A 26,062-nucleotide genomic window follows, 5' to 3' on the forward strand; every position below is an offset into this window, starting at 1 on the left:
CCCGCCATGACCTCCCGCCGCTCGCTCCTCCTCGCCCTTCCCGCCCTCGGCGCGGCCGGAGCCCTCGCGGGTTGCGGCACCTCCCCGGAGGTCTTCGAGGGCAAGGGCCCGCCCTTCCGGCCGGAGGAGTTCTTCGCCGGCAAGATCAGGAGCCACGGCGTCTTCGCCACCCGGCTGGGCGCGATCGAGCGCTGGTTCCGCGCGACCACGGTGGGCGCCTGGGACGGCACCACCCTCACCTTCGACGAGATCTTCCACTACGAGGACAGCTTCGAGGACCGGCGCTTCTGGAAGCTGCGGCGCGACCCCACCGACTCCGCCGCCTGGACCGGCGAGGCGACGGACGCCACCGGCCCCGTGCGCGGCCGCAGCGTTGGAAACGCCTTCCACCTGCAGCACGAGCTGGACATGCTCACCCTCTCCGGCGACCGGCGCCGTCTCGGCTTCGACCAGTGGTTCGTCCGGATCTCGGACGACACGGTCCTCTCCCGCGCCGCCGTGAGCTGGTACGGAATCCAGGTCGGCACCGCCCAGGTGTCCTTCCAGCGCGTCAGCGTCGGCGTGACGGAGGGATCCGTCTATGCCGGCGCGGCGGCGCGGGAGGAGCCGGTGGCGCCGCGCGGCGTGCCCAGCGGCACCGGCGGGCGCGACCCCGGCCGGCTGATGAACGCCCCGCCCCGGCGCTGATCCCGGGTCCCCCGCCAGCCTTGCCGAAGCGTCACGGGCCGCACCCGCGACAAGCCCCCGCGGCTGTGGCAGGGTGCCGCCCATGCGTCAGTTGCTGCTGCTGCGTCACGCCAAGTCGGCCTGGGACGACCCCGCCCTCTCGGATCATGCCCGTCCCCTGAACGGCCGCGGCCGACGCGCCGCCGTCGCGATGGCCGGTGCGATGCGCTCCCTCGGGCTGCGGCCGGAGTTGGTGCTCGTCTCCTCCTCCCGCCGCACCCTCCAGACCCTCGAAGGGCTGGGCGCGCTGGACGGCCCGCCCCGGGTGGAACCGACGGACGACCTCTACCTCGCGCCCTGGACACGCCTGCTGGACACCCTTCGCGAGGTTCCGGAGGAGGTGCAGAGCGTGCTGCTCATCGCCCACAACCCCGGCCTGCACGACCTGGCGCTGAACCTCGCCGCGCCCGATTCCGGGGCGCCCGGCCAAGCGCTGGCGGAGGCCTACCCCACGGCCACCCTCGCCGAGTTCGCGGTAGAGGAGAGGTGGGCCGCGCTCGGCCCGCACCGCGCGAGGCTCGTCCGCTTCCTTCAACCGAAGGACCTGCCGGAGATGGCGGGGTAGCACCCCCGGCCGGGGACTCGGCCGCACGCGGCGGCTTGTGCCGGGGCGCCGGGCCTTGCTAGGCAGGCCGGCAGTGCTTCCTCGTCGCCGCATCTTCCGCCCTGCCCCCTCCCCCCGCGCTTGGCGCGGGCCCTTACTGCTGCTCGGCCTCGCGGCCGGGGCGGCGACCTGGATCGGCCTGGGCGGCCCCACCCAGCTCTTCGGCAACTCCCCGCGTGAGCAGGACTGGGCCGCCCCCCCCGCCGAGGTGCGGGTGGTGGACGGGGAGACGCTGCGCCTCGCCGACCGGATCGTGCGGTTGCGCGGGCTGGACGCCCCCGCGCGCGGCCAGCCCTGCCGCGATGCCGCCGGGCGGGAGTTCGACTGCGGCGCCGGATCGGCCGAGGCCCTGTCCCGCCTGCTGGGCGGGCGCGGCGTGGCCTGCCGCGTGCGCGGGCGGGACCGCTTCGGGCGGGGCCTCGGCCAGTGCGCCACCCTCGCCGGCACGGATGCCGCCGGGACGGAGCTGAACGGCGCCCTCGTTTCCGCCGGCTGGGCCCTGGCCGAGGACGAGGGCCTGGCGGGGATGGAGGGCGCGGCCCGCGCCGCCGGGCGCGGCCTCTGGGCCGCCGGCGCCCGCCCGCCGGAGGGCTGGGCCGAGCGCCGCTGAGGCTCCAGTAACGGGCAGGCCCAGCCGCCGTCCCGGCCTGTGCGGGTTTCCTCTCTTTCCCCGCGCTTGCGCCAGGGTACTCCGCTGGGCGTTCCCCCATGCGCGACCCGCCCGGCGGCGCCGCGCCCTTGGGGGCGGCCCGGTGGATGGACAAGGGCGCGGACCGGCCTATCTTGCGCCGCATCATCCCCCGGGGCCCGACCCCGGGGATGGGCGACCGGTCGGTGCGGATGCCCTACCGGGCGGCCCGGCTTCCACCATACGGCCGGACGTACCGGCTGCGAGGATCAGCGCATGAGCGAACCGACCACCTCGGGCTCCGTCACGATCACCCTCGACGGGACCAACAAGTCATCCAGCGCGCCGCTGGTGCAGGCGAGCGTCGGCCCGGCGGTCGCGGACATCCGCAAGCTCTACGCCGACCTCGGGGTCTTCACCTTCGATCCGGGCTTCGGCATGACCGCGGCCTGCGAGAGCAAGATCACCTACATCGACGGCGACCAGGGCGTGCTGCTGTACCGCGGCTACCCGATCGAGCAGCTGGCCGAGCACTCCGACTTCGTCGAGGTCTGCCACCTTCTGCTGCATGGCGAGCTGCCGAATGCGGCGGAGCTGAAGGAGTTCCAGCACAACATCACCATGCACACGATGGTGCATGAGCAGCTCCGCTCCTTCTTCGGCGGCTTCCGCCGCGACGCGCACCCGATGGCGATCCTCTGCGGCGTGGTAGGCGCGCTCTCGGCCTTCTACCACGACAGCCTCGACATCAACGACGCGCGCCAGCGCGAGATCGCGGCCTTTCGCCTGATCGCGAAGATCCCGACGATCGCCGCCATGGCCTACAAGTACTCGATCGGCCAGCCCTTCGTGTACCCGCGCAACGACCTCGGCTACGCCGAGAACTTCCTCTACATGCTGAACGCCGTCCCGGCGGAGGAGTACAAGGTGAACCCGATCCTGGCGCGCGCCATGGACCGGATCCTCGTGCTGCACGCCGACCACGAGCAGAACGCCTCCACCTCCACCGTGCGCCTCGCGGGTTCCACCGGCGCCAACCCCTATGCCTGCATCGCGGCGGGCATCGCGGCGCTCTGGGGCCCGGCCCATGGCGGCGCGAACGAGGCGGTGCTGAAGATGCTGGGCGAGATCGGCAGCCCGGAGAACATCCCGGACTTCATCAGCAAGGTGAAGGACAAGAACAGCCACGTGAAGCTCATGGGCTTCGGGCACCGGGTCTATAAGAACTTCGACCCGCGCGCGAAGATCATGAAGGAGACCTGCCACGAGGTGCTGGCCGAGCTCGGCATCAAGGACGAGCCGCTGTTGGACATGGCGATGGAGATGGAGCGGATCGCGCTGAGCGACGACTACTTCGTCTCCCGCAAGCTCTACCCGAACGTGGACTTCTATTCCGGCATCATCCTGAAGGCGATGGGCATCCCGACCCACATGTTCACCGTGCTCTTCGCGGTGGCGCGCACCGTGGGCTGGGTGAGCCAGTGGAAGGAGATGATCGAGGACCCGGCGCAGCGCATCGGCCGCCCGCGGCAGGTCTACACCGGCGCCACGACCCGCGACTACAAGGCGGTTGCCGAGCGGGGCTGAGCCCCGCTCCGGCCAGGAAGCCGGCCACCCGGGGACCGACCCCGCGCCCTGAAGGACCCGCCTCGCAAGAGGCGGGTCTTTTTGCTTGCGGGAGAAGGCATCCACCTGCCGCGTCAAAGAAACCGTCCAGCGTGATGAGGATGCTGTTAAAGCAGTTCTGACACTAGGCAGGAACTTACGATCCAATTGCCTCATGCTGCCCACCAAATTTTTCACATTTTCTTGATCATCAGGCGTTATTTCCCTCTCTGTTCTCCTGGTACTGTGGCGGTAAGCCGTTTCTCTACGGGAAGTTGTAGACCGGAGGGCATTCACCCGTAATCACTGCAGTTCGTACGCGGCCCAGCATCGCCCCATCGGCCGGCGAACTGGTGCTACGCAGCCTTCGCCCGTGGCCGCAGCACCCGCCGTGAATGCCGAGCAACGTCAAGCAGCCGGGGATCTGGCTCCGCGCCCGCCCGGGCGCCCCCCGCACGGCCAACCAGCCCTTCCTAGAGCTGCCCGGCACCAACCGCCAGCGCACCCTGCCGGACGGGCTGTGGCTCCATTTCTCCCCGGACGCGTCCGATCCCTACGCCGACATGCTCTGCATCTAGGCCTGCTCCAGCCTGCAGAACCTCCTGGACAAGCGCTCGCGCTTCGCCCCCTTCACCACCTCCTTGCTGGCGGTCTGCCCCGTGCCCTGGCTCATGAGCCCCGGCCAGCCGAACGATCCCACCCCGCGCTGGCGACTGATCCGGATGCTGCGGGCGCGCCCTGGTGCTGCCCGTGCGCGACGCGCGCGTGCTCTACGGCCTCAAATCCTGGCAGTACGACGGCTCAGCGCGGACGCAGATGCCGCGGGCGCACGAGTATTCCTGCCCGATGGAGGCCCTGACGGCGGAGCGGGGGGACGAGAACCCGGCCATGCGCGCCCTGCTGGCACGGGCCAGCGCGGCGGCGAACGTCATGCATCTTCCGGGGTAGCGGAGGTCCGGCTCGGCCCAATACGGGCACTCCGGTACCGGCGATGTGCGGCGCGTGAGTGGCGCGCCCGAAGAGATTCGAACTCCTGACCCCCAGATTCGTAGTCTGGTGCTCTATCCAGCTGAGCTACGGGCGCATCGCAGAAAGAAAACGCTAGTCAAACAACGCGTGGGCGACGGAGATGGCGCGCCCGAAGAGATTCGAACTCCTGACCCCCAGATTCGTAGTCTGGTGCTCTATCCAGCTGAGCTACGGGCGCTCTCCGTTCGGCGGGGGATAGCGCCTGGGGTTGCCAGGCGCAACCCCTTTCAGGCCGCCATCTTGTCGAGCTCGCGCACCACCGCCTCGCCCATCACGCTGGTGCCCACGCGGGCGGCGCCGGGCACCATGATGTCGGCCGTGCGCAGCCCGCCGGCCAGCACCTTCTCCACCGCGTTCTCAACCAGCCGCGCATCCTCCTCCATGCCGAAGGACCAGCGCAGCAGCATCGCGAAGGAGAGCATCTGCGCGCAGGGGTTGGCGATCCCCTTCCCCGCGATGTCGGGCGCGGAGCCGTGGATGGGCTCGTACAGCGCGTGGCGACGCCCGCTCGCGTCGGGCGCGCCGAGCGTGGCGGAGGGCAGCATCCCCAGGCTGCCCGTGACGGCCGCGGCAAGGTCCGAGAGCACGTCGCCGAACAGGTTGCTGGCGAGGATCACGTCGAACTGCTTCGGGCGGGAGGCAAGCTGCATGGCGCAGTTGTCCGCGTACATGTGGGAGAGCTCGACATCGGCGAACTCCGCCTTGTGCACCGCCGTCACGATCTCCCGCCAGAAGCGGCCGGACTGCATGACGTTGGCCTTCTCCACGCTCGTCAGCCGGTTGCTGCGCTTGCGCGCCAGCTCGAAGCCCACGCGGGCGACGCGGGTGATCTCCTCCTCCGTGTAGGACTCGGTGTCGAAGCCGCGGCGCATGCCGCTCGCCATCGTCTCGACGCCGCGCGGCTCGCCGAAGTAGATGCCGCCCGTGCTCTCGCGCACGATCATCAGGTCCAGCCCGTCCACCAGATCCGCCTTGAGCGAGGAGGCCTGGGCGAGCGGCGACCACACGATCGCCGGGCGCAGGTTGGCGAACAGGCCGAGATCCTTGCGCAGACGCAGGATGCCCAGCTCCGGCCGGTTCTCGAAGGGAAGGCTGTCCCACTTCGGCCCGCCAACGGAGCCGAACAGGATGGCGTCCGCGCGCTTCGCCTTCTCCATCGTGCTGTCCGGGCAGGGATGCCCCTCCGCGTCGATGGCGGCGCCGCCAACCAGCCCTTCCTCAATGTCGAAGGTCACGCGGCGGCGGCGGTCCATCCAGTCCACCAGCCGGCGGACCTCCCGCATCACCTCGGGGCCGATGCCGTCACCCGGCAGGACGAGCATCTTCTTGTTGGCGGGCATGAAGGATTCCTCAGGGCGCGATCGGCCCCGGCAGGATCGCCGGGGCCGTGCCGCGGGGTCAGGTGAAGGACCGGGTGGAGCCCCGGGAGATCAGCCGTAGAGCCAGGGCTGCGCCGCGCGCTGCCTTGCTTCGAAGCCCTCGATGACGGTCGCGCGCTGCATCGTCTCTCCGATGTCGTCCAGCCCGTTCAGCAGCCTGTGCTTGCGGAGCGGGTCCACCTCGAACGGGATCTCCTCCCCGTTCGGGCGGATGACGACCTGGCGCGCGAGATCGACGCTGATGCGGGCATTCGCCCCCATCGTCGCGTCCTCCATCAGCCTGTCGCAGATCTCGCGCGGCAGCTTGATCGGCAGGATGCCGTTCTTGAAGGAGTTGTTGAAGAAGATGTCGGCGAAGTCCGGCGCGATCACGCAGCGGATGCCGAAATCCAGCAGCGCCCAGGGCGCGTGCTCGCGGGAGGAGCCGCAGCCGAAGTTCTCGTGCGCGATCAGCACCTCGGCCCGGCGGTACGGCTCCTGGTTCAGCACGAACTCCGGCTTCTCGCTGCCGTCGTCGTTGAAGCGCATGTCGGCGAAGGCGGCGCGCCCCAGCCCCTTGCGCTCGATGGTCTTGAGGAAGCGCGCGGGGATGATCTTGTCCGTGTCCACGTTCGCCATGGGCAGCGGGGCGGCGATGCCGGTCAGCGTGGTGAAGGGCTGCATCACACCGTCCCCCGCGCGCCTTCGCGCGACAGCTCCCGCACGTCGGTCAGATGCCCCGTGACGGCCGCGGCGGCCGCCATGGCGGGGGAGAGCAGGTGCGTGCGCCCGCCCTTGCCCTGCCGCCCCTCGAAGTTGCGGTTGGAAGTGGAGGCGCAGCGCTGCCCCGGCCCGATCTTGTCGGGGTTCATTCCCAGGCACATGGAGCAGCCGGCCTCGCGCCACTCAAAGCCCGCCTCCTTCAAGATGATGTCGAGTCCCTCTCGCTCCGCCTGCTCCTTCACGAGCCCGGAACCGGGAACCACCATGGCGCGCACGCCCTCGGCGACCTTCCGGCCCCGCACGACCTCCGCGGCGGCGCGGATGTCCTCGATCCGGCCGTTGGTGCAGGAACCGACGAAGACCGCGTCCACCTTCAGGTCCTGCAGGCGCTGGCCGGGGGTCAGGCCCATGTACTGAACCATGCGGCGCAGCTGCGCCCGGCGCGCCTCGTCCCCCGCGGCCTCCGGGTCCGGCACGGTGCCGGTGATCGGCAGCACGTCCTCGGGCGAGGTGCCCCAGGACACCATCGGCGCGATCTCGGACGCGTCGAGGGTGACCTCTCGGTCGAAATGCGCGCCCTCATCGGTGGGCAGCGTGCTCCACCACCCGATGGCCCGCTCCAGCGCCTCGCCCTTGGGGGCCATCGGCCGCGTGCGGACGTACTCGAAGGTCGTCTCGTCCGGCGCGATCATGCCCGCGCGCGCACCGGCCTCGATCGACATGTTGCAGACCGTCATGCGCCCGGCCATGTCCAGCGCCCGGATCGCCTCGCCCGCGTACTCGATCACGTGGCCGGTCCCGCCGGCCGTGCCGATCTTGCCGATGATCGCCAGCACGATGTCCTTCGCCGTGCAGCCCAGGGGCAGCGTCCCGTTCACCGTGACGCGCATGTTCTTCGCGGGCTTCTGCAGTAGCGTCTGGGTGGCCAGCACATGCTCCACCTCGGAGGTGCCGATGCCAAAGGCAAGCGCGCCCATGGCGCCGTGGGTGGAGGTGTGGCTGTCGCCGCAGACGATCGTCATGCCCGGCAGGGAGATGCCCAGCTCCGGCCCGATGATGTGGACGATACCCTGCCGCTTGTCGTTCAGCGGGATATAGGTGACGCCGAACTCCGCAACGTTCCTCTCCAGCGTCGAGACCTGCAGCGCGCTCTCCGGCTCCTGGATGCCGGTGAAGCGCGTGGCGTCCGTCGGCACGTTGTGGTCGGTCACGGCGAAGGTGCCGTCCAGCCGGTGCACGGGGCGGCCGGCAGTCCGCAGTCCCTCGAAGGCCTGCGGGCTTGTCACCTCGTGAACGAGGTGGCGGTCGATGTAGAGAAGGGCGGTCCCGTCGGGGGACGTCTCGACGACGTGGGCATCCCAGATCTTGTCGAACAAGGTGCGCGGCTTCGTGGCCGACATCGCTCTTCCCTCCATACTCCAATCTGAAAACGGCCCGCCGGATGATCCGGCGGGCCGCTTCCGTCTTACGCCTGCTCGCCGGCAGGGGCCTCGGCCACCGGGGCGGCAGGAGTGGCGGCGGCGGTCGCCGCCTTGCCGCGCGGGCTCGCGGCCTCCTGGATGCGGGCGGACTTACCGGTCCGGCCACGCAGGTAATACAGCTTCGCACGGCGCACCTTGCCGCGGCGCACCACCTGGATCTCCGCCACGTTCGGGGAGTACAGCGGGAACACACGCTCCACACCCTCGCCGTAGGAGAGCTTGCGGACGGTGAAGTTGCTGTTCAGCCCGCGGTTGGAACGGGCGATGCACACGCCCTCATAGGCCTGGGTGCGGATGCGCTCGCCTTCCTGCACCTTCACCATCACGCGCAGCGTGTCGCCGGCCGCGAACTCGGGGGTGGTGCGGGCGCCCGAGAGCCGGGTCATCTGCTCGTGCTCGAACTGCTGCAGCAGGTTCATCGTAAGGGTCCTTTCAGATCTCGTTTAGGCGGGGCTTGCCGCCGGATGCAACGGCGCGCCGGCCGCAGGCCCCGGGCGCCCCTGTTGGGTGAGGAGGTCGGGACGCCGCTCGCGCGTTACCGCCTCGGAGCTCTCCCGCCGCCAGCGCGCGACCTCCGCGTGGTGGCCGGAGAGGAGGACCTCCGGCACGCGCAGGCCGCGCCAATCGGCGGGGCGGGTGTAGTGGGGGTACTCGAGAAGATTGGAGCTGAAGCTCTCCTCCTCCGCGCTCTCGGCCGCGCCCATCACGCCGGGGATCAGGCGCACGCAGGCGTCGAGCAGGACCATGGCCCCCAGCTCCCCGCCCGAGAGGACGTAGTCGCCGATAGAGACCTCGATCATGCCCCGCGCCTCGACCACGCGCTGGTCCACCCCCTCGTAGCGGCCGCAGAGGGTCACCACGCCCGGCCCGGCGGCGAGCTGCCGCACCAGGGACTGGCGCAGCGGCACCCCGCGCGGGGTGAGGAAGACCAACGGGCGGTCATCCCCTTCCGGCACGGCGGAGGCGATGGCCGCATCCACCACGTCCGGGCGCAGCACCATGCCGGCGCCGCCCCCGAAGGGCATGTCGTCAACCGTGCGGTGCCGGTCCGTGGCGGCGTCGCGGATGTCGCGCGCCTCCAGGGACCACAGCCCGCGCTCCATCCCCCGCCCGGCCAGCGAGGTGCCGAGCGGCCCCGGGAACATGCCGGGAAACAGGGTGAGGATCGTGGCGCGCCAGGTCATGCCGCGTCCCGCCCGCCGCTGCGGCGGCGCATGGAGGAGCGGCGCGGGCGCGGCGTGTCCACCGCCTCCGCCTCGCCGGGCTGGGGCGGAACCTCCACCTCCCCCGGCGGCACGATGACCACGCGCCCCGCCGCGACATCCACCACCGGCACCACGGCCTTGGTGAAGGGCAGCAGCGTCTCGCGCCCGCTCGCGTCCCGCAGCGTCAGCACGCTGCCCGCACCGAAATCCTCCAGCGCCGCGACGGTGCCGAGAACCTCCCCCGCCTCCGTCTCGGCGCGCAGGCCGATGACGTCGGACAGGTAGAACTCGTCCTCCTCGGGCGCGGGCAGCGCGTCCCGCTCCACGTAGAGCTTCGTGCCGGTGAGCTTCGCGGCCGCGTCGCGGTCCGTGATCCCCTCCACCTGCACCAGCCCCTCGGCCAGCCACTTCAGCACGAAGCACCGCGTCCCGCCCTCATCCGAGAGCGGGCCATAGCCGGCGATGGCGGCCGGCTCCGCGGTGTGGGAGCGCAGGTGAACCAGCCCCCTCACCCCGTGCGGGCGGCCGAACTCGCCGACCAGGATGCGACGCGACGCGGACATGGCTTCGGGCCGCTATCCTCAGGCGTTCGCGGCGGAAGCGGCCGCAGCGGCGCGCTCCTGGGCGCGCTTCTTCGGGGCGGACTGCTTCGGCTGCTCGCGGAACACCGGCATCGGCGCCAGCTCGGCCTTGCCGAGGAACTTCGCCACGCGGTCCGTCGCCACGGCGCCCTGGCTCAGCCAGTGCTTGATGCGCTCGTCGAACAGGCGCACGCGCTCGGCGTGGTCGGAGGGCAGCATCGGGTTGTAGGAACCCAGCCGCTCGATGAAGCGGCCGTCGCGCGGGGAGCGGCTGTCGGCCACCACGATGTGGTAGTAGGGGCGCTTCTTGGCACCGGCGCGGGCGAGGCGGATCTTAAGGCCCATCGATCGTATCCTTAGTCTGTTTCTGCAAAGTTTGAGTGGACGGGGTGGTTCAGAAGGGGCGCTTGCCGCCCCCCATGCCAGGCAGGAGCGCGCCGAGACCGCCGCGCATCATCCCCTTCTGGCCGAGCTTGTTCATCCGCTTCATCATCGCGGACATGTCGTCGAACTGCTTCAGCAGGCGGTTCACGTCCTGCACCGTGACGCCGGCACCGCTGGCGATGCGCTTCTTGCGCGACGCCTTGATGATGTCGGGGTTCTTCCGCTCCTTGCGCGTCATCGAGGAGATGATGGCGGACTGCCGCCCGATCATCCCGTCGTCGATCTTCGCGTTGGCGATCTTATCCTTCATCGCACCCATGCCGGGCAGCATGCCGAGGATGCCGGAGAGGTTGCCCATCTTCCCGACCTGCTTCAGCTGGGACGCAAAATCCTCCAGGTCGAACTGACCCTTCTGCATCTTCGCGGCCAGCTTCTCGGCCTCGTCGCGGTCGATCGTCTCCGCCGCGCGCTCCACGAGCGAGACGATATCGCCCATGCCGAGGATGCGCCCGGCGATGCGGGAGGGGTGGAAATCCTCCAGCGCGTCCAGCTTCTCGCCGGCGCCCAGCAGCCGGATGGGCGCGCCCGTCACGGCCCGCATCGACAGCGCGGCGCCGCCACGGGCATCGCCGTCCACGCGCGTCATGACGATGCCGTTGACGCCCACGCGGTCCTGGAAGTTCCGCGCGGTGTTCACCGCGTCCTGGCCCGTCATGGCATCGACGACGAGCAGCGTCTGGTGCGGCCTCGTCGCGGCCTTCACGGCCGCGACCTCGTCCATCAGCGCGTCGTCGATCGACAGGCGTCCGGCGGTGTCGAGGATCACCACGTCGTAGAGCTCGCGCCGCGCCGTATCCATGGCGCGCTCCGCGATCTCCAGCGGAGTCTGCCCGGCGATGATCGGCAAGCTGGTGACGCCGGTCTGGTTCGCCAGCGTCTGCAGCTGCAGCTGCGCGGCGGGCCGCTGCACGTCGAGCGACGCCAGCAGCACCTTCTTCTTCTCGCGCGTCCGCAGCCGCAGCGCGATCTTGCCCGAGGTGGTCGTCTTGCCCGAGCCCTGGAGCCCGACCATCAGGATCGGCACCGGCGACGGCGCGTTCAGATCGAGCCCGGGAGCCTCGACCCCCTCCCCGCCCCCGAGCGCCTCCACCAGCGCGTCGTTGACGATCTTGATGACCTGCTGGGCGGGGGAGACGCTGCGGATCACCTCCGCGCCCACCGCTCGCTCCCGCACCTTGTTGATGAGGTCGCGCGCCACCGGCAGGGCCACATCCGCCTCCAGCAGGGCGATGCGGACCTCGCGCAGGGCCTCGTTCACGTCGGCCTCGGACAGGGCCCCGCGGCGGCGGAGCTTGTCGAAGACGCCGTTCAGGCGGGAGGAGAGCGCCTCGAACATGCGGGCGGGATGGACCTCATTCTTGGAACACGCCCATGACCGATCGCGCCGCTGCGCGAGCCTTCGCGGAGCGGCGGAGCCGGCGCCACGGGGGCAACCGACCGACGAACGGGACATGTCCCGGGAGCGCGCCCCTTAAGCCCGCCGATCCATGGCGTCAAGCGTGATGCCGCCGCCACACTCCAGAGAAGCTCGTGCTGCGCCGCAACATGACCCTTGCTCCGCCTCCAACTTCCCGCTTGAGTTGCATAATTCAAGTTGTAAGCAACCGGGACACCTGCGCGAAGTTGAGTTTCAGGCCGCAATGGCCGACCGGCAAAGCCCGGCAGGCCAGCGCAGCCGCACGCTGGGGTTGTTGGCCGGCAGCCAGAACTGGCTGTTGCGGAAAGGTGGAGCCGTCAGAGATGCAGGACCTGGACACCCCTTCCAGCCCAAGGGCGAATCCACGGGCTAGTCGAGGGGCCAATCAAGGGGCCGGAGGAGCGGCGCAAGGCACCGCCTCCGATCTCGTCATCGCCGCCGTTCAGGACCTTGTTTACTACGCCCGCGCCGCAGACCTGCCGCTGGCAGACGAGGTCCTGACCGATGTTCTGGCCAAGCTCAGCGGCTGGCCGGTCGAAGAACTGAACAGACTTCGCTGACACCCAGGCGGGATCGTGGCCTGAGCTGATGCCGATCCGAATCCCATCACGAAGCCGGCCTTGCCACAAGCCGGGCCCAGGCTGCTTGCCGGCACCGGCCTCGATCGTCCTGCCCCGGTAGCGGTCCGCGTGCAACCCGCACACACCCGCGCATCGCACCGAACGGCCATGCCGGAAGTCCCGGCCCGAAGGACGTTCGTACCAACCGTGGAAAGATGCCTCGCCCTGTCCGCCAGTTGGCCGATCGGCCACCGGCCGGCGCCTTGAGACGGATGGCGTCCCCTACGGGATCATGACCGCCGTTCAGGGGCGTGCGCTGGCGTACCAGAACCCTTGCGTTAGAACAGTTGCTTACCTCCCCACTGCCCATGGCCGTCCGCTTGTCCCCGCCCCCGTCGCTGTCGCATTATGGGGGTGATTGTGGGGGTGAGTCGGTTGTGCGTCCGCCCGACACGGAGGCCCGGTGCCTAACCTGACCGAGCGCGCCGTTGCCAATGCCAAGCCCAGGGAGAGGGTCTACCGCCTCTCCAACGGAGACGGGCTGCTGCTGGAGGTGCGCCCTGGTGGAGGCCGGGCCTGGCTGTTTCGATTCATGCTGGCCGGCCGACGTCCGGACATGGGGCTGGGTGCCTATCCTGCCGTCGGGCTGAAAGAGGCCCGGCAGAAGGCTAGAGCTGCTGCTGTCCAGGTCGAGAAGGGCACCGACCCCATTGGCCAGCGCGAGACCACCGACCGCGCCAAGGCGGCGAGGAGGGCTCTGGAGGACGAGCGGCAGGCACGCACCTTCCGGGGTGTGGCGGAACGCTTGGTGGAGGCGCAGAAGCCCGGCTGGACCAGCGGCAAGGCCCTGGCGAGCTGGCGCCTCAACCCTCGACAAGCACGCCTACCCAGTGCTCGGTGACCTGCGGATCGGTGACGTGACCCGGGATCACGTCGTCCAGGCCCTCACATCCGTATGGACCGCCCAACCCGCTACAGCCCGCAAGCTGCAGCGGCGCATCGCCTCCGTGCTGGACTACGCCACGGCCCTTAAGTGACGTTCCACGGACAACCCAGCTACCGGGCGCGTCCTCCGACTGACGAAGGCCCTCCCAAAGCAGCCGCCCGAGCAACGCCAGCCGTCCCTCCCCTGGCAGCGGGTGCCGGCTTTTCTCCGCCGGGTGGAGGTCATGGAGGGCACGCCTCCTCTCGCCCTTCGCTTCGCTGTACTGACCGCCGTCCGCTCGGCCGAGGTGCGCCACGCCCGCTGGCCCGAGCTCGACTTCGCCACCCTCAACTGGACAATCCCCGCCCAGCGCATGAAAGGGGGCAGGGCCAAGGCCATGCCTCCTCACCGCGTACCCATGACGGACGCCATGCTGACCGTGCTCGCCGCCGCGGCCGTGCACGTCACCGGCAAGGTGGAGGGACCGGACAAGCTGGCATCTCAGGCAGCGCTCAAGGGCGACGCCCTGGTCTTCACCTCCCCTACCGGCCTGGCGCTCAGCGACGCCGCCCTGGGTGCATCCATCCGGCGGATGAACAAGGACGCCCCTAAGGGCGCCCCCCTCCCTTGCCGGACGTGGATGGCTGCGGCGCCACCCCTCACGGCTTCCGTCGGTCCTTCCGTAGCTGGGTGGACGAGACGCGCCCTGCCGAAGGAGAGGCCGCAGAGAAGGCGCTGGCCCATGAGGACGACAACAGCGTCCGGGCTGCCTACCGCGGGTCCGACATGTTGGAGCAGCGCCGGCCCCTGATGACGGCATGGAGCGGCTTCTGTGTTCCGGCTGCTGGAGGCGCTGAGGTGGTCCCGATCCGGGGTGAGGGCTGACCCACTTGCCCGAACTGGCGAGTGGGGAAACATCGTTTTCACTCCAGGGTGCGGATTTCGGGTCGGACAAGTCGGACAGGTCGGACGAGCCTTATTTTTCGGAGCTAGATCGCTGTCCGACCTGCTGGGCGGTGGTCGGACAGGTCGGACAGGGAGCTCGTCCGCCAGCGCCTGTCCCTGCCTTAGTTGGTGCCGCAGTTCGGCCACCCTTGCTCGCCACAGACCGCGCCGGATGTAGTTCGGCGGGAGTGGGGAAAGTGCCTGAGGATCGTGAGCTGTTGGACAATCAAGCCGCCGGAGCAGCACTGGTAGCTCTCAGGCTAATTGTTGACGACCGCGCTGATCGGGCCGAGCTGTTCCGCCGGTGGGACCTGCTCAATCGAGAGGAGCGGAAGCGGCTGCTAGGGCTGGCACGGGCGATGGCTGGGGGTGATTGAGTACGGCCCACCTTCACCACCCAAAACCGCCAGCCGCCTGGGCCACCTCTTCCAGCCGCAGCTGCGTCCCTTGTCGCCGTGCTTACAGCCGCGAAACCCCGCACTGGCTGAGATAAAGGCGCCCCCCCCCGGCGCAGCTCGCCGCCGTGAAGCCCCTGGCTGCGTTCATCCGGAGATGCTGAACATCATCACCCTGGCAGACCGGACGTTCGTCGCCCTCCGCAAGGCTGGTCGGCCGGTGCCTGGGCGCGAGCGCGTCTACCACGCCGTCACGCCGTACTGCCGGCCCGCCCTCTGCGCCGAAGAGCCTGGCAACGGGTCGGGATGGGAGGAACCGCCGCACCATGAGGTGACCTGCAGAAAGTGCCTGGAGCGGCTGGAGCGGCTCCGGCACCGCGGCACGTCAGATCATTGATGGCAGCCGGACACTCGGGACAGAGCAGGTCAGCGTGCGTTGCGGCAGGCAAATTGCGAGATGTACGTCGAGATGGATTGTTCAGTTAGCGGGCCCATCGTGTCCCGCTTGGAGCGTCGCTCTGCCTCAGCCCGAGTGTCCCCTTCACCGAGGTAGCGGAACTGATTGGCTCTGCAGTCGATCTCGCGGATCGAAAATGACGTTCCCGACGGTCCATCGCGCCTCGTCAACACCTCGACCAGGCCGTTGGGCTTCCGGGTAATCGACAACGCCTCGTACTTCGCGCGGGGATCGGACGGGACAGGGACCGGTTGCGCGAGCGCCCGTGCGCTCAAGATTATGGTGAAGGCTGTGAGAAGTAGGATCTTCATTCCGTTACGCTAGCAGAGTTGCGGTTTGGCACCAGTCTACCTCGACCTCTCCCTCGCCCGCCGCTGTTTGCCCCGATAACCTCGACGTCTGAAGGCAGCCCGCCCTAAGTCCCGAACAGGTAATCTTGCCGGGGCAGCGCCCGCTCCACCTCGCCAGCCTGAGCTCTCGTCTCGCATGCCATCGTGCGGTACTCGATGACGCCCAGGTGCTCCAGCACGAAGGCGCGCTTGCTGCTGTTGTTCCGCCCCTTACACCCCAGCGGCTCAGGAAGCAGGGACGCCATCCGGGCGCAGACGTTGCTGCCGATGCCGAAGAGGACCGGCTGTAGAGTGTCACGCCGGCGGAGATCGTAGACACCGGGACCGAAGGGCGCCGTCAGCAACTCGCCACAGCGGGGATCCGGGAAGCGGCGCCAGTCGGTCCAGCTGCCTATCATTTCTGCGCTTCCTGCCGCCTCACCCCTACCCCACCTAGCTTCGGCGTAGCTCGCCGCCCTCCCCTCACACCCTTCTCAGGCTACTTGTCCGTTAGGAGGGGGCGTAGACGGGTTAGGTTTCGACAGGCTCGGTGCAGCCTGACGGCTGCGGCTAAGATATGCCTCGCTTGCGGCGAAGATCTGCAACAAGTCGCTATGCAACACGTCGGCTGATACAGGGGTGATGTCCGCTCGCATTGCATTCTGCGACGGATAAACAGGCATAGCTCCCCTTAACGCGGCGAAGTGCTCCCTGACTAGGGCGCACATGGACGGTCCGCCGGGGTCCACGCGGCCGTCCACAGCTCCAGAGCGCGTCTGCTGAAAAGCACGGATGGCACCAATAGTACGCGGACCGATCAGCCCGTCCAGCTTCAGCACGGTATCACCGCGCGGTCGCAGCCAAGCATTCAGCAGCCATTGCACCAACCGTACGTCAGCAGGGCGATTGATGCCGCCCTGACCGACAGAGGCGCTGGGAAGACGGATGGCAGGCATGATGTCCTCCTCTCGGATCTATCGCGCCAGCACGGGGATCAAACCCCCGGCAGGGATAAGCGGGCCGATTGTCTCGCCTGCGGCTGCGACGCCAGCTAGGATCTCTGGTCCAAATATGATGGCCAGCACCACGACGCCCACTATGATCTTTGCAACTATATCTTCGATCGCAATGCCCGCTTCGATGCACAATTCGTAAACGATTAAACCTGGCTGGACGCGGAAGAAGTGGAAGAACACCTTCACCCGCAGCTCAACTGCCTCAATGACTCCATCGTAGAGCAAGAGCCGCTTATCCGGAGACCAAGCTGTGCCAGGTTTGTAACTGACCTTGAAGAAATCGCAGAAGGCGCTAAGATTAGCCAGTTTCTCGTCACCGTCCCTCAAACCTGTAGCCGAGTTCGGTTTAATCTCATAAAACTGCCGAATGGCACCATTATCAGTGACCAAATCCGGCACCTTGAAAAGTGAGCCGCTTTCGTCGCCGCCCAGCTTGCGGCGCATGTCCAACAGCTGGCTAAGACGAAGATGAGGGTTCTTCATCTTAAGAAAGGCAGTATATAGCGTAACATTGGCGAAGCCAGCAGTAAAATCGCCGAAATCCTGGTCGGTGACTGGGAAGAAAAAGGGCTTGCCCCGATCCTTCAAGTAAAATCCGCCGATGGTTGTTTCGGCAATCAGCCCGAAGAGCTTGGCTGTATCTCGCGATACACCGAAGCTTGGGGCAAAGCAGCGGGTGAAGCTTGGTCCAAGCATGGTTCCCATCGGAAAACACCCCCGGCATAATCTTCAAGGGCTGCCACGCCCGCTGTCCATCATCCCGATCGACAGCTCCAAACTTTACAGCAGCAGACGAGCATAGGATTACCCAGAACTTGGCTGCAAGAATTCGTTTTATGAACGAGACATCGTGTGGGACAGCAAGGTCTAAACCTCCTCCTCATCCAAGAGGAGCAGGAGAATGGCGTACCGCCGCCCACTTTTGCGAAGGAACGTGACTGCCTCCTCAAAACATGCCGTTCGTCGACTTGCGAAGCCGAACACCAGCCCCGCCCCCGTTCTCCGCGATAAACTCGATGCCGGCGGCCTCGAGAGCGCCCATCAGCTTCGCCGTCGTGCTCGCACGGGGTGTGGTGTTGCCCAGTTCGAAATCGGCAACGGTCCGCGCAGGCACGCCGCCTGTCTCGGCCAGCTTCTCCCGCGACCAATCCAGCAGCCCCCGCGCCGCCCGGCTCTGAGCAGGCAAAATCGCATCTGTCATGCGAAATCCTACTGACGATGTCGCACATTCTATGCGGAATACGGGCAGCCTGAAAGGGCAAAGCGGCCAGATGGCGGGGGTTGGAGCCCGTCATCCAGCCTGACCGCAACCGCGATGCTGGAGGCAACGCGACTATGGCTACTCACGCCCATATAAGGATTGCTGGCCTGCGCCGCCGCGCTGCCGGCCAGAACCCCTGAAGGCCTGAGAAGAAAGGCCGAGGCGGTGGCCGATTGGCTCGCCGGCGGTGATCGCGCGCTAGGCCTCATCCATCTTAACCGGAACGGGGATGTGCTGGTGGCATGGAGCCTGCTGCGCGACCTGCTGGGGGAGGTGGAGTTGCCCGCGGCCAAGCCCCGCGCGCCGCTGACCCCCGAGATCCTCGCTGCCGCGCGTGCTGCCCAGCGGGGAGGCCGCGCATGAGGTCTCTTCGCCCTCACCCACGGTACTACGAGACGCGCGCCGCCAGCTACCGGCGCGAGGTGTGGGTTGTGCTGATCGAGGCCGAGATCCGCGCAGCGCGCCAGGCCAAGGCGGCCGGCTATACCGCCGCTGAGCAGCATCGCCTCACGGCCGCGCGCCGGCTGTTGGAGAAGGTGATCCGAGCCCACACCATGACGGACCCACACGGGCGGCGCGGGGTGGTGGCGGAATTCTCTCCGGCGGTGGGCACGCACCATGGCTGACTGGGGCAGGCGCGCGCCGACGAGCTACTGGCGCCGTGTCCCTGGCCTGAGGTTTAGCCGATCGGCCCGGCCCGACGACGAGCTGCGCGCCGGGGTGCCCCGTCATCACGGAGGGGTCTGGGAGGAGTGCCACGGCGCGACCGGGCAGGGGGTGGGTCGAGAGGCCTGCCCCCAGACCCCGAGGGAGAGAGGGGGGTAACCCCCCAATGCGGGTCCCTTCAGGCCCCCTCCCCCGGATGCGGGGCATTCCCGAGCGCGTCTCCTCCGTAGCTGCAAACCTGAAAAGAGGGTGACAGGTAACGCCCTGACGACAGCCACGCCGGCCGCATATGCGCGCCTCCACGGGGTGTCCCGGAAGCCGATCTACGAGTGGCGCGACCGCGGATACCTCGTGTTTGCTGGAAAACTCGTCGATGTCGCCGCATCGAACGCGGCACTCGCCCGCGCCGGCCGATCGCCCCTGGAGGGTGACACTCTCCGCCCCAGCATCGTCCGCAGGTTGCCGAAAACCGTCACCCAGGGTGACAGGTCGGGTGCGGACAGGGTGACCCATCCGACCACCGGGACGATCCGGCACGCCCACGACTTTCCGGGCCCGTGCTCTTTGGCATCCCTGGCTGGAGTGCAGACGGAACTGGTCGTGGCCTTGCTGGCGCACCTGCCTATGGCGACGGTGCGCCCCCTCATCGAGGAGGCCTCGCGGCGAGATCTGGCGGCTGCGGCCGAGCTGGCTGACGAAGATGTTCCCCCGCCAGCAGGCTTCGAGACCTGGGCCAATCACCCCTGGTTCCAGGACAACGGCATGGGCGAGGTGGACTGGGCGGAGTGCGAGCGGGAAGCCGCATCGTCCGCCGATGTTCGAAGATAGGTGTGGGGTGATTGTGGGGTGCTGGCCCGAACTGACCAGAAACCCCAGCAGCATCAACGGTACTTGGCGTCCCCTACGGGATTCGAACCCGTGTCGCCGCCGTGAAAGGGCGGTGTCCTAGGCCTCTAGACGAAGGGGACAGGCGCGGCGGGTCACTACAACGCCCCGCCCTCCCCGTCCAGCACCCCTAGAGCGCGAGCGGCGCCTCTGGCGGCACAAGCGGCACCCGCGGGGAGGGCGGGGCGTCCGCGCTCGCAGGCGCGGGCACGGCCGGGGGAAGCTCCGTGCGGGTCGGCGCCTCGGCGGGCGGCACGGGGTTGCCCGGCGGCGGGCCGGCAGCCCCGCCGGCCCCCGGCAGCTCGGCGCGCACCGGCCCCTCCACCCGCGCCGGCGCCTGCTGCCCCGCCGTGGCCGGCGCGGCGGCGGCATCCGGCACCGTGTAGTCCGGCACGATCCGCGCCTGTGCGCCCGCGATCACCAGCACCTTCTGCCCAACCGGCAACGGCGGCACGTCCCGCTGGGTCACGTTCACCAGCTCTCCGTTGGTCCTGCGCACGATGTACTCGGTCGCCCGGTTGTCGTTGATCACGCGCTCCGTCGCCGAGCCGAAAATCCCGCCGACGAGCCCGCCCCCGACCCCGGCCAGGGCGGAGGTAATGCTGCTGCCCGGCGTTGAACCGCCGACGATGCCGCCGGCCGCCGCGCCCACTGCGGCCCCTGCCGTGCCGTCGGCCGAGATCTGCACCTCCCGCGCGCCGATGATCACGCCCTGCTGCACCGGATTCGCCTGCTGCACCGCCCGGGTCGAGTAGGTGTCGGCGGAGTAGTCGCTGCCGCAGCCGGCCAGGAGCAGCAAGGGAAGGAGAAAGCGGCAGGGGCGCATGGGAGCTCCGCGTTGTCGGGCGCGCAGGGGCGGGTCCGCCGGGCCGCCCCGGGAACCTCGCGCGGCCAGTTAAGGGCCCCCGCGGCGCCGCACAACCCGGGAGCGTCCCGGACGGGGCAGGTCAGGCCGGCGCCGCGTCCTGCACGTGCAGGCAGGCCGAGACCTCGCCGTTCCAGCTCTCCGCCCGCAGCGCGCCGCAGAGGTGCAGCGGCACCCCGCGAGATTTGAGAAGGAGGTCGGCCAGCGGCCCCTCCTTCGCCCGGAAGCACACGGCCTTGAGCCGCCCGCCCCCCTCCCCTTCCAGGAACAGGCGGATGGTCCCGCCCTCCTTCCCCACTCGGTCCGCCCGCACCACCCGCGCGCGGCGCACGGCGAAGAGCGGCTCCTCATTCCCTGTGCCGAAGGGCGCCAGCCGCGCCACCTGCTCCGCCAGCGCCGTGCCTGCGGCGGCGACGGAGATCGTCCCCTCCACCACCAGCGCGACCGAATCCGGCAGCTCCGCCGCCTGCGCCAGCCGCTCCTCCAGGAAGGCCCGCACGGCGTCCAGCCGCTCCGCCCGGAAGGAAAAGCCGGCCGCCATCGCGTGCCCGCCACCCGTCTCCAGCAGCCCGGCCTGCCGCGCCGCGATGATCGCGGCCCCCAGGTCCAGCCCGGGCACCGAACGGCCCGAACCCTTGGCCAGCCCCTCCGCCACCCCCGCGACGAGGGACGGCCGGTTGAACCGCTCCTTCACCCGCCCGGCGACGATCCCGACCACGCCGGGATGCCACCCCTCCCCGGTGATGAGGAGCACCGGCCGCCCCTCGGACGCCTGCATCTCCGCCATGGCGAGGGCGGAAGCGAGCACCCCCGCCTCCACCTCCTGGCGCCGCCGGTTGGTCGCATCCAGGCTCTCCGCCTTGGCGCGGGCCTCCAGCGCGTCCTCCTCCGCCAGCAGCCGCAGCGCCAGGTCGCTCTCCCCGATCCGGCCGGAAGCGTTGAGCCGCGGCCCGATCCCGAAGCCGAGGGAGTAGGCCGTGGGCGCGTCCTTCACCCCCGCCACCTCCAGCAACGCCGCGATCCCCGGCCGCCCGCGCCGCGCCATCACGCGCAGCCCCTGGGCCACCAGCGCCCGGTTCAGCCCGGTCAGCGGCATCACGTCGCACACGGTCGCCGTCGCCACCAGGTCCAGCAGCTCGAGCAGCGGAGGCTCGGCCCGCCCCTCGAAGAAGCCGGCCTTCCGCAGGGCCCGGTGCAGCGCCACCGCCGCCATGAAGCACACCCCGGCGGCGCAGAGCCCGCGCAGCCCGGAATCGCAGTCCAGCCGGTTGGGGTTCACCGTGGCCAGGATCGCCGGCGCCGGCCCCTCCGCCTTGTGGTGGTCCAGCACCACCACGTCCGCCCGTCCGCGCGCCGCCTCCAGCGCCTGATGCGCCGCGATCCCGCAATCCACGCAGACGATCAGCCGCGCCCCCGCGTCGCACAGCGCCGCGATGGCCGGCGCGTTGGGCCCGTAGCCCTCCCTGATGCGGTCGGGAACGTAGTGGGTGGCGGGCACGCCGAGGTCTCGCAGCACGCGCAGCATCAGCGCCCCGGCACAGGCCCCGTCCGCATCGTAGTCGGCAAAGATCGCGACCCTCTCTCCGGACAGCACCGCCTGGGCGAGGCGTGCGGCGGCCGCGTCCATGTCCCGCATGCAGGATGGGTCGGGCAGCAGCGCGCGCAGCCGCGGCTCCAGGAAGTCCGCCGCCGCCTCCACGCCGATCCCGCGGGCCGCCAGCAACCGCCCCACGATCTCCGGCAACTCCAGCCGCTGGGCGATCGCCAGCCCGGTGCGCTCATCGCCCTCCCGCCACACCCAGCGGCGGCCGGTCGCGCTGCGCGAAACGCCGAGGACGGCCTCTCCCGGCGCTCCCGTGGCGAGCGCGTCCGTCATCGATCCATCAGGCAAGATAGGTGTTCGGCTTGACCATAAAGTTGTGGTGCCCCTCCACGTAGCGCACCGTCCCCGTCTTGCTGCGCATGACGATGGAGTGCGTCACCGCGGCGGCTGCCGTGCGCCGCACGCCCCGAAGCATGGCCCCCGACGTGACGCCGGTCGCGGAGAACATCACGTCCCCCTTCGCCATCTCCTCGACCGTGAAGATCTTGTCAGGGTCCGTGATGCCCATGGACTTCGCCCGCTCGCGCTGCGTCTCGTCCTCGTAGATCAACCGCCCCTGCATCTGCCCGCCGATGCAGCGCAGCGCCGCCGCCGCCAGCACGCCCTCCGGCGCGCCGCCCCAGCCCAGGTAGATGTCCACCCCGGCCTCGGGCTGGGAACAGGCCACCACGCCCGCCACGTCGCCGTCGGGGATCAGCATGATGCGCGCCCCGGCCTCGCGGCAGGCGCGGATGATGTCCTTGTGGCGGTCGCGGTCCAGCGTGCAGACCACCAGGTCCTCGATCGCGGACTTCTTCGCCTGCGCCAGGTTCCGCAGGTTCTCCTTCGGGCTGGCGTCGATGTGCACCACCCCGTCCGGCAGGCCGGGGCCCACCGCGATCTTGTCCATGTAGATGTCCGGCGCGTGAAGGAACCCGCCCTTCTCCGCCACCGCCAGCGTCGCGATCGCGTTCGGCATCCCGCGCGCGCAGATGGAGGTGCCCTCCAGCGGGTCCACCGCGATGTCCACCTCCGGCCCGCCGGCGCCCACCTTCTCGCCGATGTAGAGCATCGGCGCCTCGTCCATCTCGCCCTCGCCGATCACCACGGTCCCGGTGATCGCCACGCTGTCGAAGGCGCGGCGCATGGCGTCCACCGCGGCGCCGTCCGCCGCGTTCTTGTCGCCCCGCCCGATCCAGCGGGAGGAGGCGATGGCCGCCGCCTCCGTCACGCGCACCAGCTCCAGCGCCAGGTTGCGGTCGCTCTGCAGGGGAGCATCCGGGTTGATGGCGGCGCGGGTGGAGCTCATGGGCTTTCGATCCGGATAAGGGCAGGAGATTCAAGTACGGCGTCGAGGGCGGAGATGCGGGCGATCGCCTCGCGCATCGCGCCCTCGCGCGCGTCATGGGTGGTGAGGACGACGGGCACCGCCTCCCCGGGCGCGCGTCCGCGCTGCAGCATGGATTCCAGGCTGATCCCGGCGTCGCGCAGCGCGCCCGTCACGTCCGCGATCACGCCGGGACGGTCCACCACCATCAGCCGCAGGTAGTAGGCGCCGGAATGCCGCTCCATCCCGATCGAGGGCGTCGCGGAGAAGGACTCCGCCCCCCAGACCGGCGTGTGCCGCCCGCGCGCGATGTCGATCAGGTCCGACACCACGGCGGAGGCCGTCGGCCCCGCCCCGGCGCCGCGCCCCACCAGCACCACGCGCCCGACATGGTCGCCCTCCGCAACCACGGCGTTGAACACGCCGTCCACGGTCGCCACGGGGTGGGAGGCCGGCACCATGCAGGGATGCACCCGCGTCTCCACCCCGCTCTCGGAGCAGGAGGCGATACCCAGCAGCTTGATCCGGTAGCCCAGCTCCTCCGCCAGGCGGATATCCAGCGCGGAGACCTGCCGGATCCCCTCCACATGCACCGCGTCGAAGTCCACCGGCCGCCCGAATGCCAGCGCCGCCAGGATCGCCAGCTTGTGCGCGGCGTCGATCCCGTCCACGTCGAAGGTCGGGTCCGCCTCGGCGTAGCCGAGCTTCTGCGCCTCGCTCAGCGCCTCCGCGAACTCCCGCCCGCGCTCGCGCATCTGGGTCAGGATGTAGTTGCAGGTGCCGTTGAGGATGCCGGTCACGCGGGTGATGCGGTTCCCCGCCAGCCCTTCGCGGATTGCCTTGATCGCGGGGATGCCGCCCGCCACCGCCGCCTCGAAGGCCAGCGGCGCACCGGACTTCGTGGCCACCTCCGCCAGCTCCGCCCCGTGCACCGCCAGCAGCGCCTTGTTCGCGGTCACCACCGGCTTCCCCGCCGCCAGCGCCGCCCCGATCAGCGCGCGCGCCGGCCCCTCGCTGCCGCCGATTGTCTCCACCACCACGTCGATGGCCGGGTCGTTCGCCAGCGCGGTGGGATCGTCATACCAGCGCAGCCCCTCAAGGCTAATTCCCCGGTCCCGCGTTCTGTCCCGCGAGGAGACCGCCGTCACGGCAATGCCGCGCCCGGCGCGCGCGGACACGATCTCCGCGTTCTGGCGCAGCAGGCCGAGCACCCCCGCGCCCACCGTGCCGAGCCCGGCGACGCCAACAGCAAGCGGGCGGGTCATGCGCGAACGGCGTCCTCTTTGTGCTCATCCATGTGCGGGGCGGCGTTGTCGCCCTGCAGGAAGGTCCTGATACCGCGCAGCGCCTGCCGGATGCGATGGTTGTTCTCCACCAGCGCGATGCGGACATGGTCGTCCCCGTGCTCGCCGAAGCCCACCCCCGGCGCCACCGCCACCTTGGCCCGGGCCAGCAGCAGCTTGGAGAACTCCACGCTGCCCAGGTGCTTGAACCGCTCGGGGATCGGCGCCCAGAGGAACATGGACGCATCCGGCGAGGGCACGTCCCACCCCGCCTGATGCAGCCCCTTCACCAGCAGGTCCCGCCGCTCCCTGTAGAGCTTGCGCATGTCCTCGATGCAGTCCTGCGGCCCGTTCAGCGCCGCCGTCGCCGCGACCTGGATCGGCGTGAAGGCGCCGTAGTCGAGGTAGGACTTCACCCGCGTCAGCGCCGCGATCAGCTTCGGGTTCCCCACCGCAAAGCCCATGCGCCAGCCCGGCATGTTGTAGGTCTTGGACATGGAGGTGAACTCCACCGCCACCTCCTTCGCGCCCTCCACCTCCAGCACGGAGGGCGGCGGCGTGTCGCCGTAGTACAGCTCCGCATAGGCGAGGTCGGAGAGAATGTAGATCTCGTGCTTGCGGCAGAAGGCCACCAGCTCGCGGTAGAACTCGATCGGGGCCGTCAGCGCCGTCGGGTTGCTGGGGAAATTGACGATCACCGCCGTCGGCTTCGGCACGGAGTGCCGCACCGCGCGGTCGATCGCGCGCAGCATCTCGTCATCCGGCGTGTAGGGGATGGACCGCACGCTGGCCCCGGCAATCAGGAAGCCGAACTGGTGGATCGGGTAGGACGGGTTCGGCACCAGGATCGTATCGCCCGGCGAGGCGATGGCCTGCGCCAGGTTCGCCAGCCCCTCCTTGGAGCCGAGCGTCGCGATCACCTCCGTCTCCGGGTCCAGCTTCACCCCGAAGCGGCGGGCGTAGTAGGCGGCGTGCGCCTTCCGCAGGCCGGGGATTCCCTTGGAAGCGGAGTAGCGATGCGTGCGCGGATCCTGCACCGCCTCGATCAGCTTCGCCACGATATGCGGCGGCGTCGGGCTGTCCGGGTTTCCCATGCCGAGGTCCACCACGTCCTCTGCCGCTGCCCGCGCCTTCGCCTTCGCCGAGTTCACCTCGGCGAAGACGTAGGGCGGCAGGCGGCGGATGCGGTGGAACTCGTCGGTCATGTCACGGGTGCTCGGCGTTCGTCTGATGACAGGATAGCGTCGGCGGTCAGAGCCCGCGAGGCGCGATCGGCGGAAAGCTCGGCGTGGCCGAGAGATCGGGCGGCGGCGGCGCCGTCATCTCCGGCGGCGGCCCGGCCGGCGCCTCGGGCGCGATCTCCGGCACGGCCTGCGCCTCCCCGCCGGGCAGCAGCAGGGTGGCCGGCCCTGCCCCGATCGGCGGCGCGGGCACCAGCCGCGGCGGCGCGGGCGGCGCGGCGGGCACGGCGGCCAGCCCCTCGGTCGCCGGGCGCTCCGGGATCGGCGCGCCGGGCGTCGGCGGGTTTGCCGCCGCGGCCCGGTTCGCCGCCAGCAGGGCCGAGAGCTCCGCCCGCTGGCTCGCCGGCCCGCGATCCGGCCGCCCCGGCACGCTGCCGAGGTTCGGCCGGGCCTGGTCCAGCCCCGGCGGCATGGGCCGCCCCTCCAGTGCCTCGCCCGTGATCTGCCGGTAGAACTCGAAGGGGCTTTCCCCCGGCGATCCCACGCATCCCGCGAGCGCGAGGGTTGCGCCGAGCACGAGGGAT

Annotated in this window: 31 protein-coding genes and 3 tRNA genes; 13 read left to right on the forward strand and 21 right to left on the reverse strand. The window is 69.8% G+C overall.

What is annotated here, in order from left to right:
• Positions 1-6: 6 nt before the first annotated feature.
• The 6 genes from VQH23_RS23775 to VQH23_RS23800 all read left to right on the forward strand — a co-directional run bounded on the left by VQH23_RS23775 (position 7) and on the right by VQH23_RS23800 (position 4,511).
• Entirely contained in the window at positions 7-687 is a 681-nt protein-coding gene (locus tag VQH23_RS23775; RefSeq protein WP_338663145.1) for a DUF3833 family protein, read from the forward strand.
• 82 nt (positions 688-769) lie between these two features.
• The gene (locus tag VQH23_RS23780; protein WP_338663146.1) at positions 770-1,291 is read left to right on the forward strand and encodes a histidine phosphatase family protein; all 522 of its coding nucleotides are present in this window, start codon (positions 770-772) and stop codon (positions 1,289-1,291) included.
• 73 nt (positions 1,292-1,364) lie between these two features.
• Positions 1,365-1,940: a thermonuclease family protein gene (locus VQH23_RS23785; RefSeq protein WP_338663147.1), complete on the forward strand. Its 576-nt coding sequence runs from the start codon at positions 1,365-1,367 to the stop codon at positions 1,938-1,940.
• Positions 1,941-2,234: 294 nt separating this feature from the next.
• A complete protein-coding gene (gltA, locus tag VQH23_RS23790) occupies positions 2,235-3,545 on the forward strand; it encodes a citrate synthase (RefSeq protein ID WP_338663148.1) in 1,311 nt (436 codons plus the stop codon).
• 413 nt (positions 3,546-3,958) lie between these two features.
• On the forward strand, positions 3,959-4,141 hold the full coding sequence (locus VQH23_RS23795) for a hypothetical protein (protein WP_338663149.1): 183 nt from the start codon (positions 3,959-3,961) through the stop codon (positions 4,139-4,141).
• Positions 4,142-4,304: 163 nt separating this feature from the next.
• Entirely contained in the window at positions 4,305-4,511 is a 207-nt protein-coding gene (locus tag VQH23_RS23800; protein WP_338663150.1) for a hypothetical protein, read from the forward strand.
• A gap of 59 nt (positions 4,512-4,570) precedes the next feature.
• Here VQH23_RS23800 and VQH23_RS23805 read toward each other — a convergent pair.
• The 10 genes from VQH23_RS23805 to ffh form a co-directional block, all read right to left on the reverse strand.
• A tRNA-Arg gene (locus VQH23_RS23805) sits at positions 4,571-4,647 on the reverse strand.
• Between the two features lie 46 nt (positions 4,648-4,693).
• A tRNA-Arg gene (locus VQH23_RS23810) sits at positions 4,694-4,770 on the reverse strand.
• A gap of 49 nt (positions 4,771-4,819) precedes the next feature.
• Positions 4,820-5,932, reverse strand: a complete 1,113-nt coding sequence (gene leuB, locus VQH23_RS23815; protein ID WP_338663151.1) for a 3-isopropylmalate dehydrogenase — start codon at positions 5,930-5,932, stop codon at positions 4,820-4,822.
• 90 nt (positions 5,933-6,022) lie between these two features.
• On the reverse strand, positions 6,023-6,634 hold the full coding sequence (leuD, locus tag VQH23_RS23820) for a 3-isopropylmalate dehydratase small subunit (protein ID WP_338663152.1): 612 nt from the start codon (positions 6,632-6,634) through the stop codon (positions 6,023-6,025).
• A complete protein-coding gene (gene leuC, locus VQH23_RS23825) occupies positions 6,634-8,073 on the reverse strand; it encodes a 3-isopropylmalate dehydratase large subunit (protein WP_338663153.1) in 1,440 nt (479 codons plus the stop codon). The genes leuD and leuC overlap by 1 nt, the downstream gene beginning before the upstream one ends.
• 65 nt (positions 8,074-8,138) lie before the next feature.
• Positions 8,139-8,573 (reverse strand): 50S ribosomal protein L19, encoded by a 435-nt coding sequence (gene rplS / locus VQH23_RS23830; protein ID WP_338663154.1) that lies wholly within the window; start codon positions 8,571-8,573, stop codon positions 8,139-8,141.
• A 24-nt stretch (positions 8,574-8,597) separates the two neighbouring features.
• Positions 8,598-9,338 (reverse strand): tRNA (guanosine(37)-N1)-methyltransferase TrmD, encoded by a 741-nt coding sequence (trmD, locus tag VQH23_RS23835; protein WP_338663155.1) that lies wholly within the window; start codon positions 9,336-9,338, stop codon positions 8,598-8,600.
• Positions 9,335-9,922 (reverse strand): ribosome maturation factor RimM, encoded by a 588-nt coding sequence (gene rimM, locus VQH23_RS23840; protein ID WP_338663156.1) that lies wholly within the window; start codon positions 9,920-9,922, stop codon positions 9,335-9,337. The genes trmD and rimM overlap by 4 nt, the downstream gene beginning before the upstream one ends.
• An 18-nt stretch (positions 9,923-9,940) precedes the next feature.
• Positions 9,941-10,285, reverse strand: coding sequence for a 30S ribosomal protein S16 (gene rpsP / locus VQH23_RS23845; RefSeq protein WP_338663157.1), 345 nt, complete (start codon positions 10,283-10,285; stop codon positions 9,941-9,943).
• 49 nt (positions 10,286-10,334) lie between these two features.
• Positions 10,335-11,720 (reverse strand): signal recognition particle protein, encoded by a 1,386-nt coding sequence (gene ffh / locus VQH23_RS23850; RefSeq protein WP_338663158.1) that lies wholly within the window; start codon positions 11,718-11,720, stop codon positions 10,335-10,337.
• Between the two features lie 404 nt (positions 11,721-12,124).
• Between ffh and VQH23_RS23855 the strand changes: the two genes are divergently transcribed.
• The 4 genes from VQH23_RS23855 to VQH23_RS23865 all read left to right on the forward strand — a co-directional run bounded on the left by VQH23_RS23855 (position 12,125) and on the right by VQH23_RS23865 (position 15,023).
• Positions 12,125-12,361: a hypothetical protein gene (locus VQH23_RS23855; RefSeq protein WP_338663159.1), complete on the forward strand. Its 237-nt coding sequence runs from the start codon at positions 12,125-12,127 to the stop codon at positions 12,359-12,361.
• Positions 12,362-12,824: 463 nt separating this feature from the next.
• Positions 12,825-13,262 carry an Arm DNA-binding domain-containing protein gene (locus VQH23_RS23860; RefSeq protein WP_338663160.1) on the forward strand — a complete coding sequence of 146 codons (438 nt, stop codon included), beginning with the start codon at positions 12,825-12,827 and terminating at the stop codon, positions 13,260-13,262.
• Positions 13,153-13,398, forward strand: coding sequence for a phage integrase central domain-containing protein (locus VQH23_RS26650; protein WP_408904256.1), 246 nt, complete (start codon positions 13,153-13,155; stop codon positions 13,396-13,398). Before VQH23_RS23860 ends, VQH23_RS26650 begins: the two co-directional genes overlap by 110 nt.
• Positions 13,399-14,783: 1,385 nt before the next feature.
• On the forward strand, positions 14,784-15,023 hold the full coding sequence (locus VQH23_RS23865) for a hypothetical protein (protein WP_338663161.1): 240 nt from the start codon (positions 14,784-14,786) through the stop codon (positions 15,021-15,023).
• 475 nt (positions 15,024-15,498) lie between these two features.
• Here VQH23_RS23865 and VQH23_RS23870 read toward each other — a convergent pair whose 3' ends face one another.
• The 4 genes from VQH23_RS23870 to VQH23_RS23885 all read right to left on the reverse strand — a co-directional run bounded on the left by VQH23_RS23870 (position 15,499) and on the right by VQH23_RS23885 (position 17,629).
• Entirely contained in the window at positions 15,499-15,831 is a 333-nt protein-coding gene (locus tag VQH23_RS23870; RefSeq protein WP_338663162.1) for a hypothetical protein, read from the reverse strand.
• Between the two features lie 75 nt (positions 15,832-15,906).
• Positions 15,907-16,368 carry a peptidoglycan-binding domain-containing protein gene (locus VQH23_RS23875; protein WP_338663163.1) on the reverse strand — a complete coding sequence of 154 codons (462 nt, stop codon included), beginning with the start codon at positions 16,366-16,368 and terminating at the stop codon, positions 15,907-15,909.
• 18 nt (positions 16,369-16,386) lie between these two features.
• Positions 16,387-17,133: a hypothetical protein gene (locus VQH23_RS23880; protein ID WP_338663164.1), complete on the reverse strand. Its 747-nt coding sequence runs from the start codon at positions 17,131-17,133 to the stop codon at positions 16,387-16,389.
• 241 nt (positions 17,134-17,374) lie between these two features.
• A complete protein-coding gene (locus VQH23_RS23885) occupies positions 17,375-17,629 on the reverse strand; it encodes a helix-turn-helix transcriptional regulator (protein ID WP_338663165.1) in 255 nt (84 codons plus the stop codon).
• Between the two features lie 159 nt (positions 17,630-17,788).
• Between VQH23_RS23885 and VQH23_RS23890 the strand changes: the two genes are divergently transcribed.
• From VQH23_RS23890 to VQH23_RS23900, 3 genes are all read left to right on the forward strand, one after another.
• Positions 17,789-18,052 (forward strand): hypothetical protein, encoded by a 264-nt coding sequence (locus tag VQH23_RS23890; RefSeq protein WP_338663166.1) that lies wholly within the window; start codon positions 17,789-17,791, stop codon positions 18,050-18,052.
• A complete protein-coding gene (locus VQH23_RS23895; protein WP_338663168.1) occupies positions 18,049-18,315 on the forward strand; it encodes a hypothetical protein in 267 nt (88 codons plus the stop codon). The genes VQH23_RS23890 and VQH23_RS23895 overlap by 4 nt, the downstream gene beginning before the upstream one ends.
• Positions 18,316-18,604: 289 nt before the next feature.
• A complete protein-coding gene (locus VQH23_RS23900) occupies positions 18,605-19,183 on the forward strand; it encodes a hypothetical protein (RefSeq protein WP_338663169.1) in 579 nt (192 codons plus the stop codon).
• A 64-nt stretch (positions 19,184-19,247) separates the two neighbouring features.
• Here VQH23_RS23900 and VQH23_RS23905 read toward each other — a convergent pair.
• The 7 genes from VQH23_RS23905 to VQH23_RS23935 form a co-directional block, all read right to left on the reverse strand.
• Positions 19,248-19,323, reverse strand: a tRNA-Glu gene (locus VQH23_RS23905).
• A 47-nt stretch (positions 19,324-19,370) separates the two neighbouring features.
• A complete protein-coding gene (locus VQH23_RS23910) occupies positions 19,371-20,039 on the reverse strand; it encodes a hypothetical protein (RefSeq protein WP_338663170.1) in 669 nt (222 codons plus the stop codon).
• A gap of 148 nt (positions 20,040-20,187) precedes the next feature.
• Complete coding sequence (gene recJ, locus VQH23_RS23915) at positions 20,188-21,981, reverse strand: single-stranded-DNA-specific exonuclease RecJ (protein WP_338663171.1); 1,794 nt, start codon at positions 21,979-21,981, stop codon at positions 20,188-20,190.
• A gap of 7 nt (positions 21,982-21,988) precedes the next feature.
• Entirely contained in the window at positions 21,989-22,996 is a 1,008-nt protein-coding gene (gene glpX / locus VQH23_RS23920; RefSeq protein WP_338663172.1) for a class II fructose-bisphosphatase, read from the reverse strand.
• Positions 22,993-24,279, reverse strand: a complete 1,287-nt coding sequence (locus tag VQH23_RS23925) for a homoserine dehydrogenase (protein ID WP_338663173.1) — start codon at positions 24,277-24,279, stop codon at positions 22,993-22,995. The genes glpX and VQH23_RS23925 overlap by 4 nt, the downstream gene beginning before the upstream one ends.
• Entirely contained in the window at positions 24,276-25,502 is a 1,227-nt protein-coding gene (locus VQH23_RS23930; RefSeq protein ID WP_338663174.1) for an LL-diaminopimelate aminotransferase, read from the reverse strand. Before VQH23_RS23930 ends, VQH23_RS23925 begins: the two co-directional genes overlap by 4 nt.
• Positions 25,503-25,548: 46 nt before the next feature.
• Positions 25,549-26,055: a hypothetical protein gene (locus VQH23_RS23935; RefSeq protein ID WP_338663175.1), complete on the reverse strand. Its 507-nt coding sequence runs from the start codon at positions 26,053-26,055 to the stop codon at positions 25,549-25,551.
• Positions 26,056-26,062 lie beyond the last annotated feature (7 nt).

It is taken from the genome of Pararoseomonas sp. SCSIO 73927, assembly GCF_037040815.1.
Taxonomy (GTDB): Bacteria; Pseudomonadota; Alphaproteobacteria; order Acetobacterales; family Acetobacteraceae; genus Roseomonas.

Excerpts from the sequence above, each read along its gene's own strand:
- VQH23_RS23775 (WP_338663145.1), top strand. The coding sequence starts at position 7 with ATGACCTCCCGCCGCTCGCTCCTCCTCGCCCTTCCCGCCCTCGGCGCG.
- VQH23_RS23780 (WP_338663146.1), top strand. The coding sequence starts at position 770 with ATGCGTCAGTTGCTGCTGCTGCGTCACGCCAAGTCGGCCTGGGACGAC.
- gltA (WP_338663148.1), top strand. The coding sequence starts at position 2,235 with ATGAGCGAACCGACCACCTCGGGCTCCGTCACGATCACCCTCGACGGG.
- VQH23_RS23795 (WP_338663149.1), top strand. The coding sequence starts at position 3,959 with ATGCCGAGCAACGTCAAGCAGCCGGGGATCTGGCTCCGCGCCCGCCCG.
- leuB (WP_338663151.1), bottom strand. The coding sequence starts at position 5,932 with ATGCCCGCCAACAAGAAGATGCTCGTCCTGCCGGGTGACGGCATCGGC.
- leuD (WP_338663152.1), bottom strand. The coding sequence starts at position 6,634 with ATGCAGCCCTTCACCACGCTGACCGGCATCGCCGCCCCGCTGCCCATG.
- leuC (WP_338663153.1), bottom strand. The coding sequence starts at position 8,073 with ATGTCGGCCACGAAGCCGCGCACCTTGTTCGACAAGATCTGGGATGCC.
- rplS (WP_338663154.1), bottom strand. The coding sequence starts at position 8,573 with ATGAACCTGCTGCAGCAGTTCGAGCACGAGCAGATGACCCGGCTCTCG.
- trmD (WP_338663155.1), bottom strand. The coding sequence starts at position 9,338 with ATGACCTGGCGCGCCACGATCCTCACCCTGTTTCCCGGCATGTTCCCG.
- rimM (WP_338663156.1), bottom strand. The coding sequence starts at position 9,922 with ATGTCCGCGTCGCGTCGCATCCTGGTCGGCGAGTTCGGCCGCCCGCAC.
- rpsP (WP_338663157.1), bottom strand. The coding sequence starts at position 10,285 with ATGGGCCTTAAGATCCGCCTCGCCCGCGCCGGTGCCAAGAAGCGCCCC.
- ffh (WP_338663158.1), bottom strand. The coding sequence starts at position 11,720 with ATGTTCGAGGCGCTCTCCTCCCGCCTGAACGGCGTCTTCGACAAGCTC.
- VQH23_RS23855 (WP_338663159.1), top strand. The coding sequence starts at position 12,125 with ATGCAGGACCTGGACACCCCTTCCAGCCCAAGGGCGAATCCACGGGCT.
- VQH23_RS23865 (WP_338663161.1), top strand. The coding sequence starts at position 14,784 with ATGCTGAACATCATCACCCTGGCAGACCGGACGTTCGTCGCCCTCCGC.
- VQH23_RS23870 (WP_338663162.1), bottom strand. The coding sequence starts at position 15,831 with ATGATAGGCAGCTGGACCGACTGGCGCCGCTTCCCGGATCCCCGCTGT.
- VQH23_RS23875 (WP_338663163.1), bottom strand. The coding sequence starts at position 16,368 with ATGCCTGCCATCCGTCTTCCCAGCGCCTCTGTCGGTCAGGGCGGCATC.
- VQH23_RS23880 (WP_338663164.1), bottom strand. The coding sequence starts at position 17,133 with ATGGGAACCATGCTTGGACCAAGCTTCACCCGCTGCTTTGCCCCAAGC.
- VQH23_RS23885 (WP_338663165.1), bottom strand. The coding sequence starts at position 17,629 with ATGACAGATGCGATTTTGCCTGCTCAGAGCCGGGCGGCGCGGGGGCTG.
- VQH23_RS23895 (WP_338663168.1), top strand. The coding sequence starts at position 18,049 with ATGAGGTCTCTTCGCCCTCACCCACGGTACTACGAGACGCGCGCCGCC.
- recJ (WP_338663171.1), bottom strand. The coding sequence starts at position 21,981 with ATGACGGACGCGCTCGCCACGGGAGCGCCGGGAGAGGCCGTCCTCGGC.
- glpX (WP_338663172.1), bottom strand. The coding sequence starts at position 22,996 with ATGAGCTCCACCCGCGCCGCCATCAACCCGGATGCTCCCCTGCAGAGC.
- VQH23_RS23925 (WP_338663173.1), bottom strand. The coding sequence starts at position 24,279 with ATGACCCGCCCGCTTGCTGTTGGCGTCGCCGGGCTCGGCACGGTGGGC.
- VQH23_RS23930 (WP_338663174.1), bottom strand. The coding sequence starts at position 25,502 with ATGACCGACGAGTTCCACCGCATCCGCCGCCTGCCGCCCTACGTCTTC.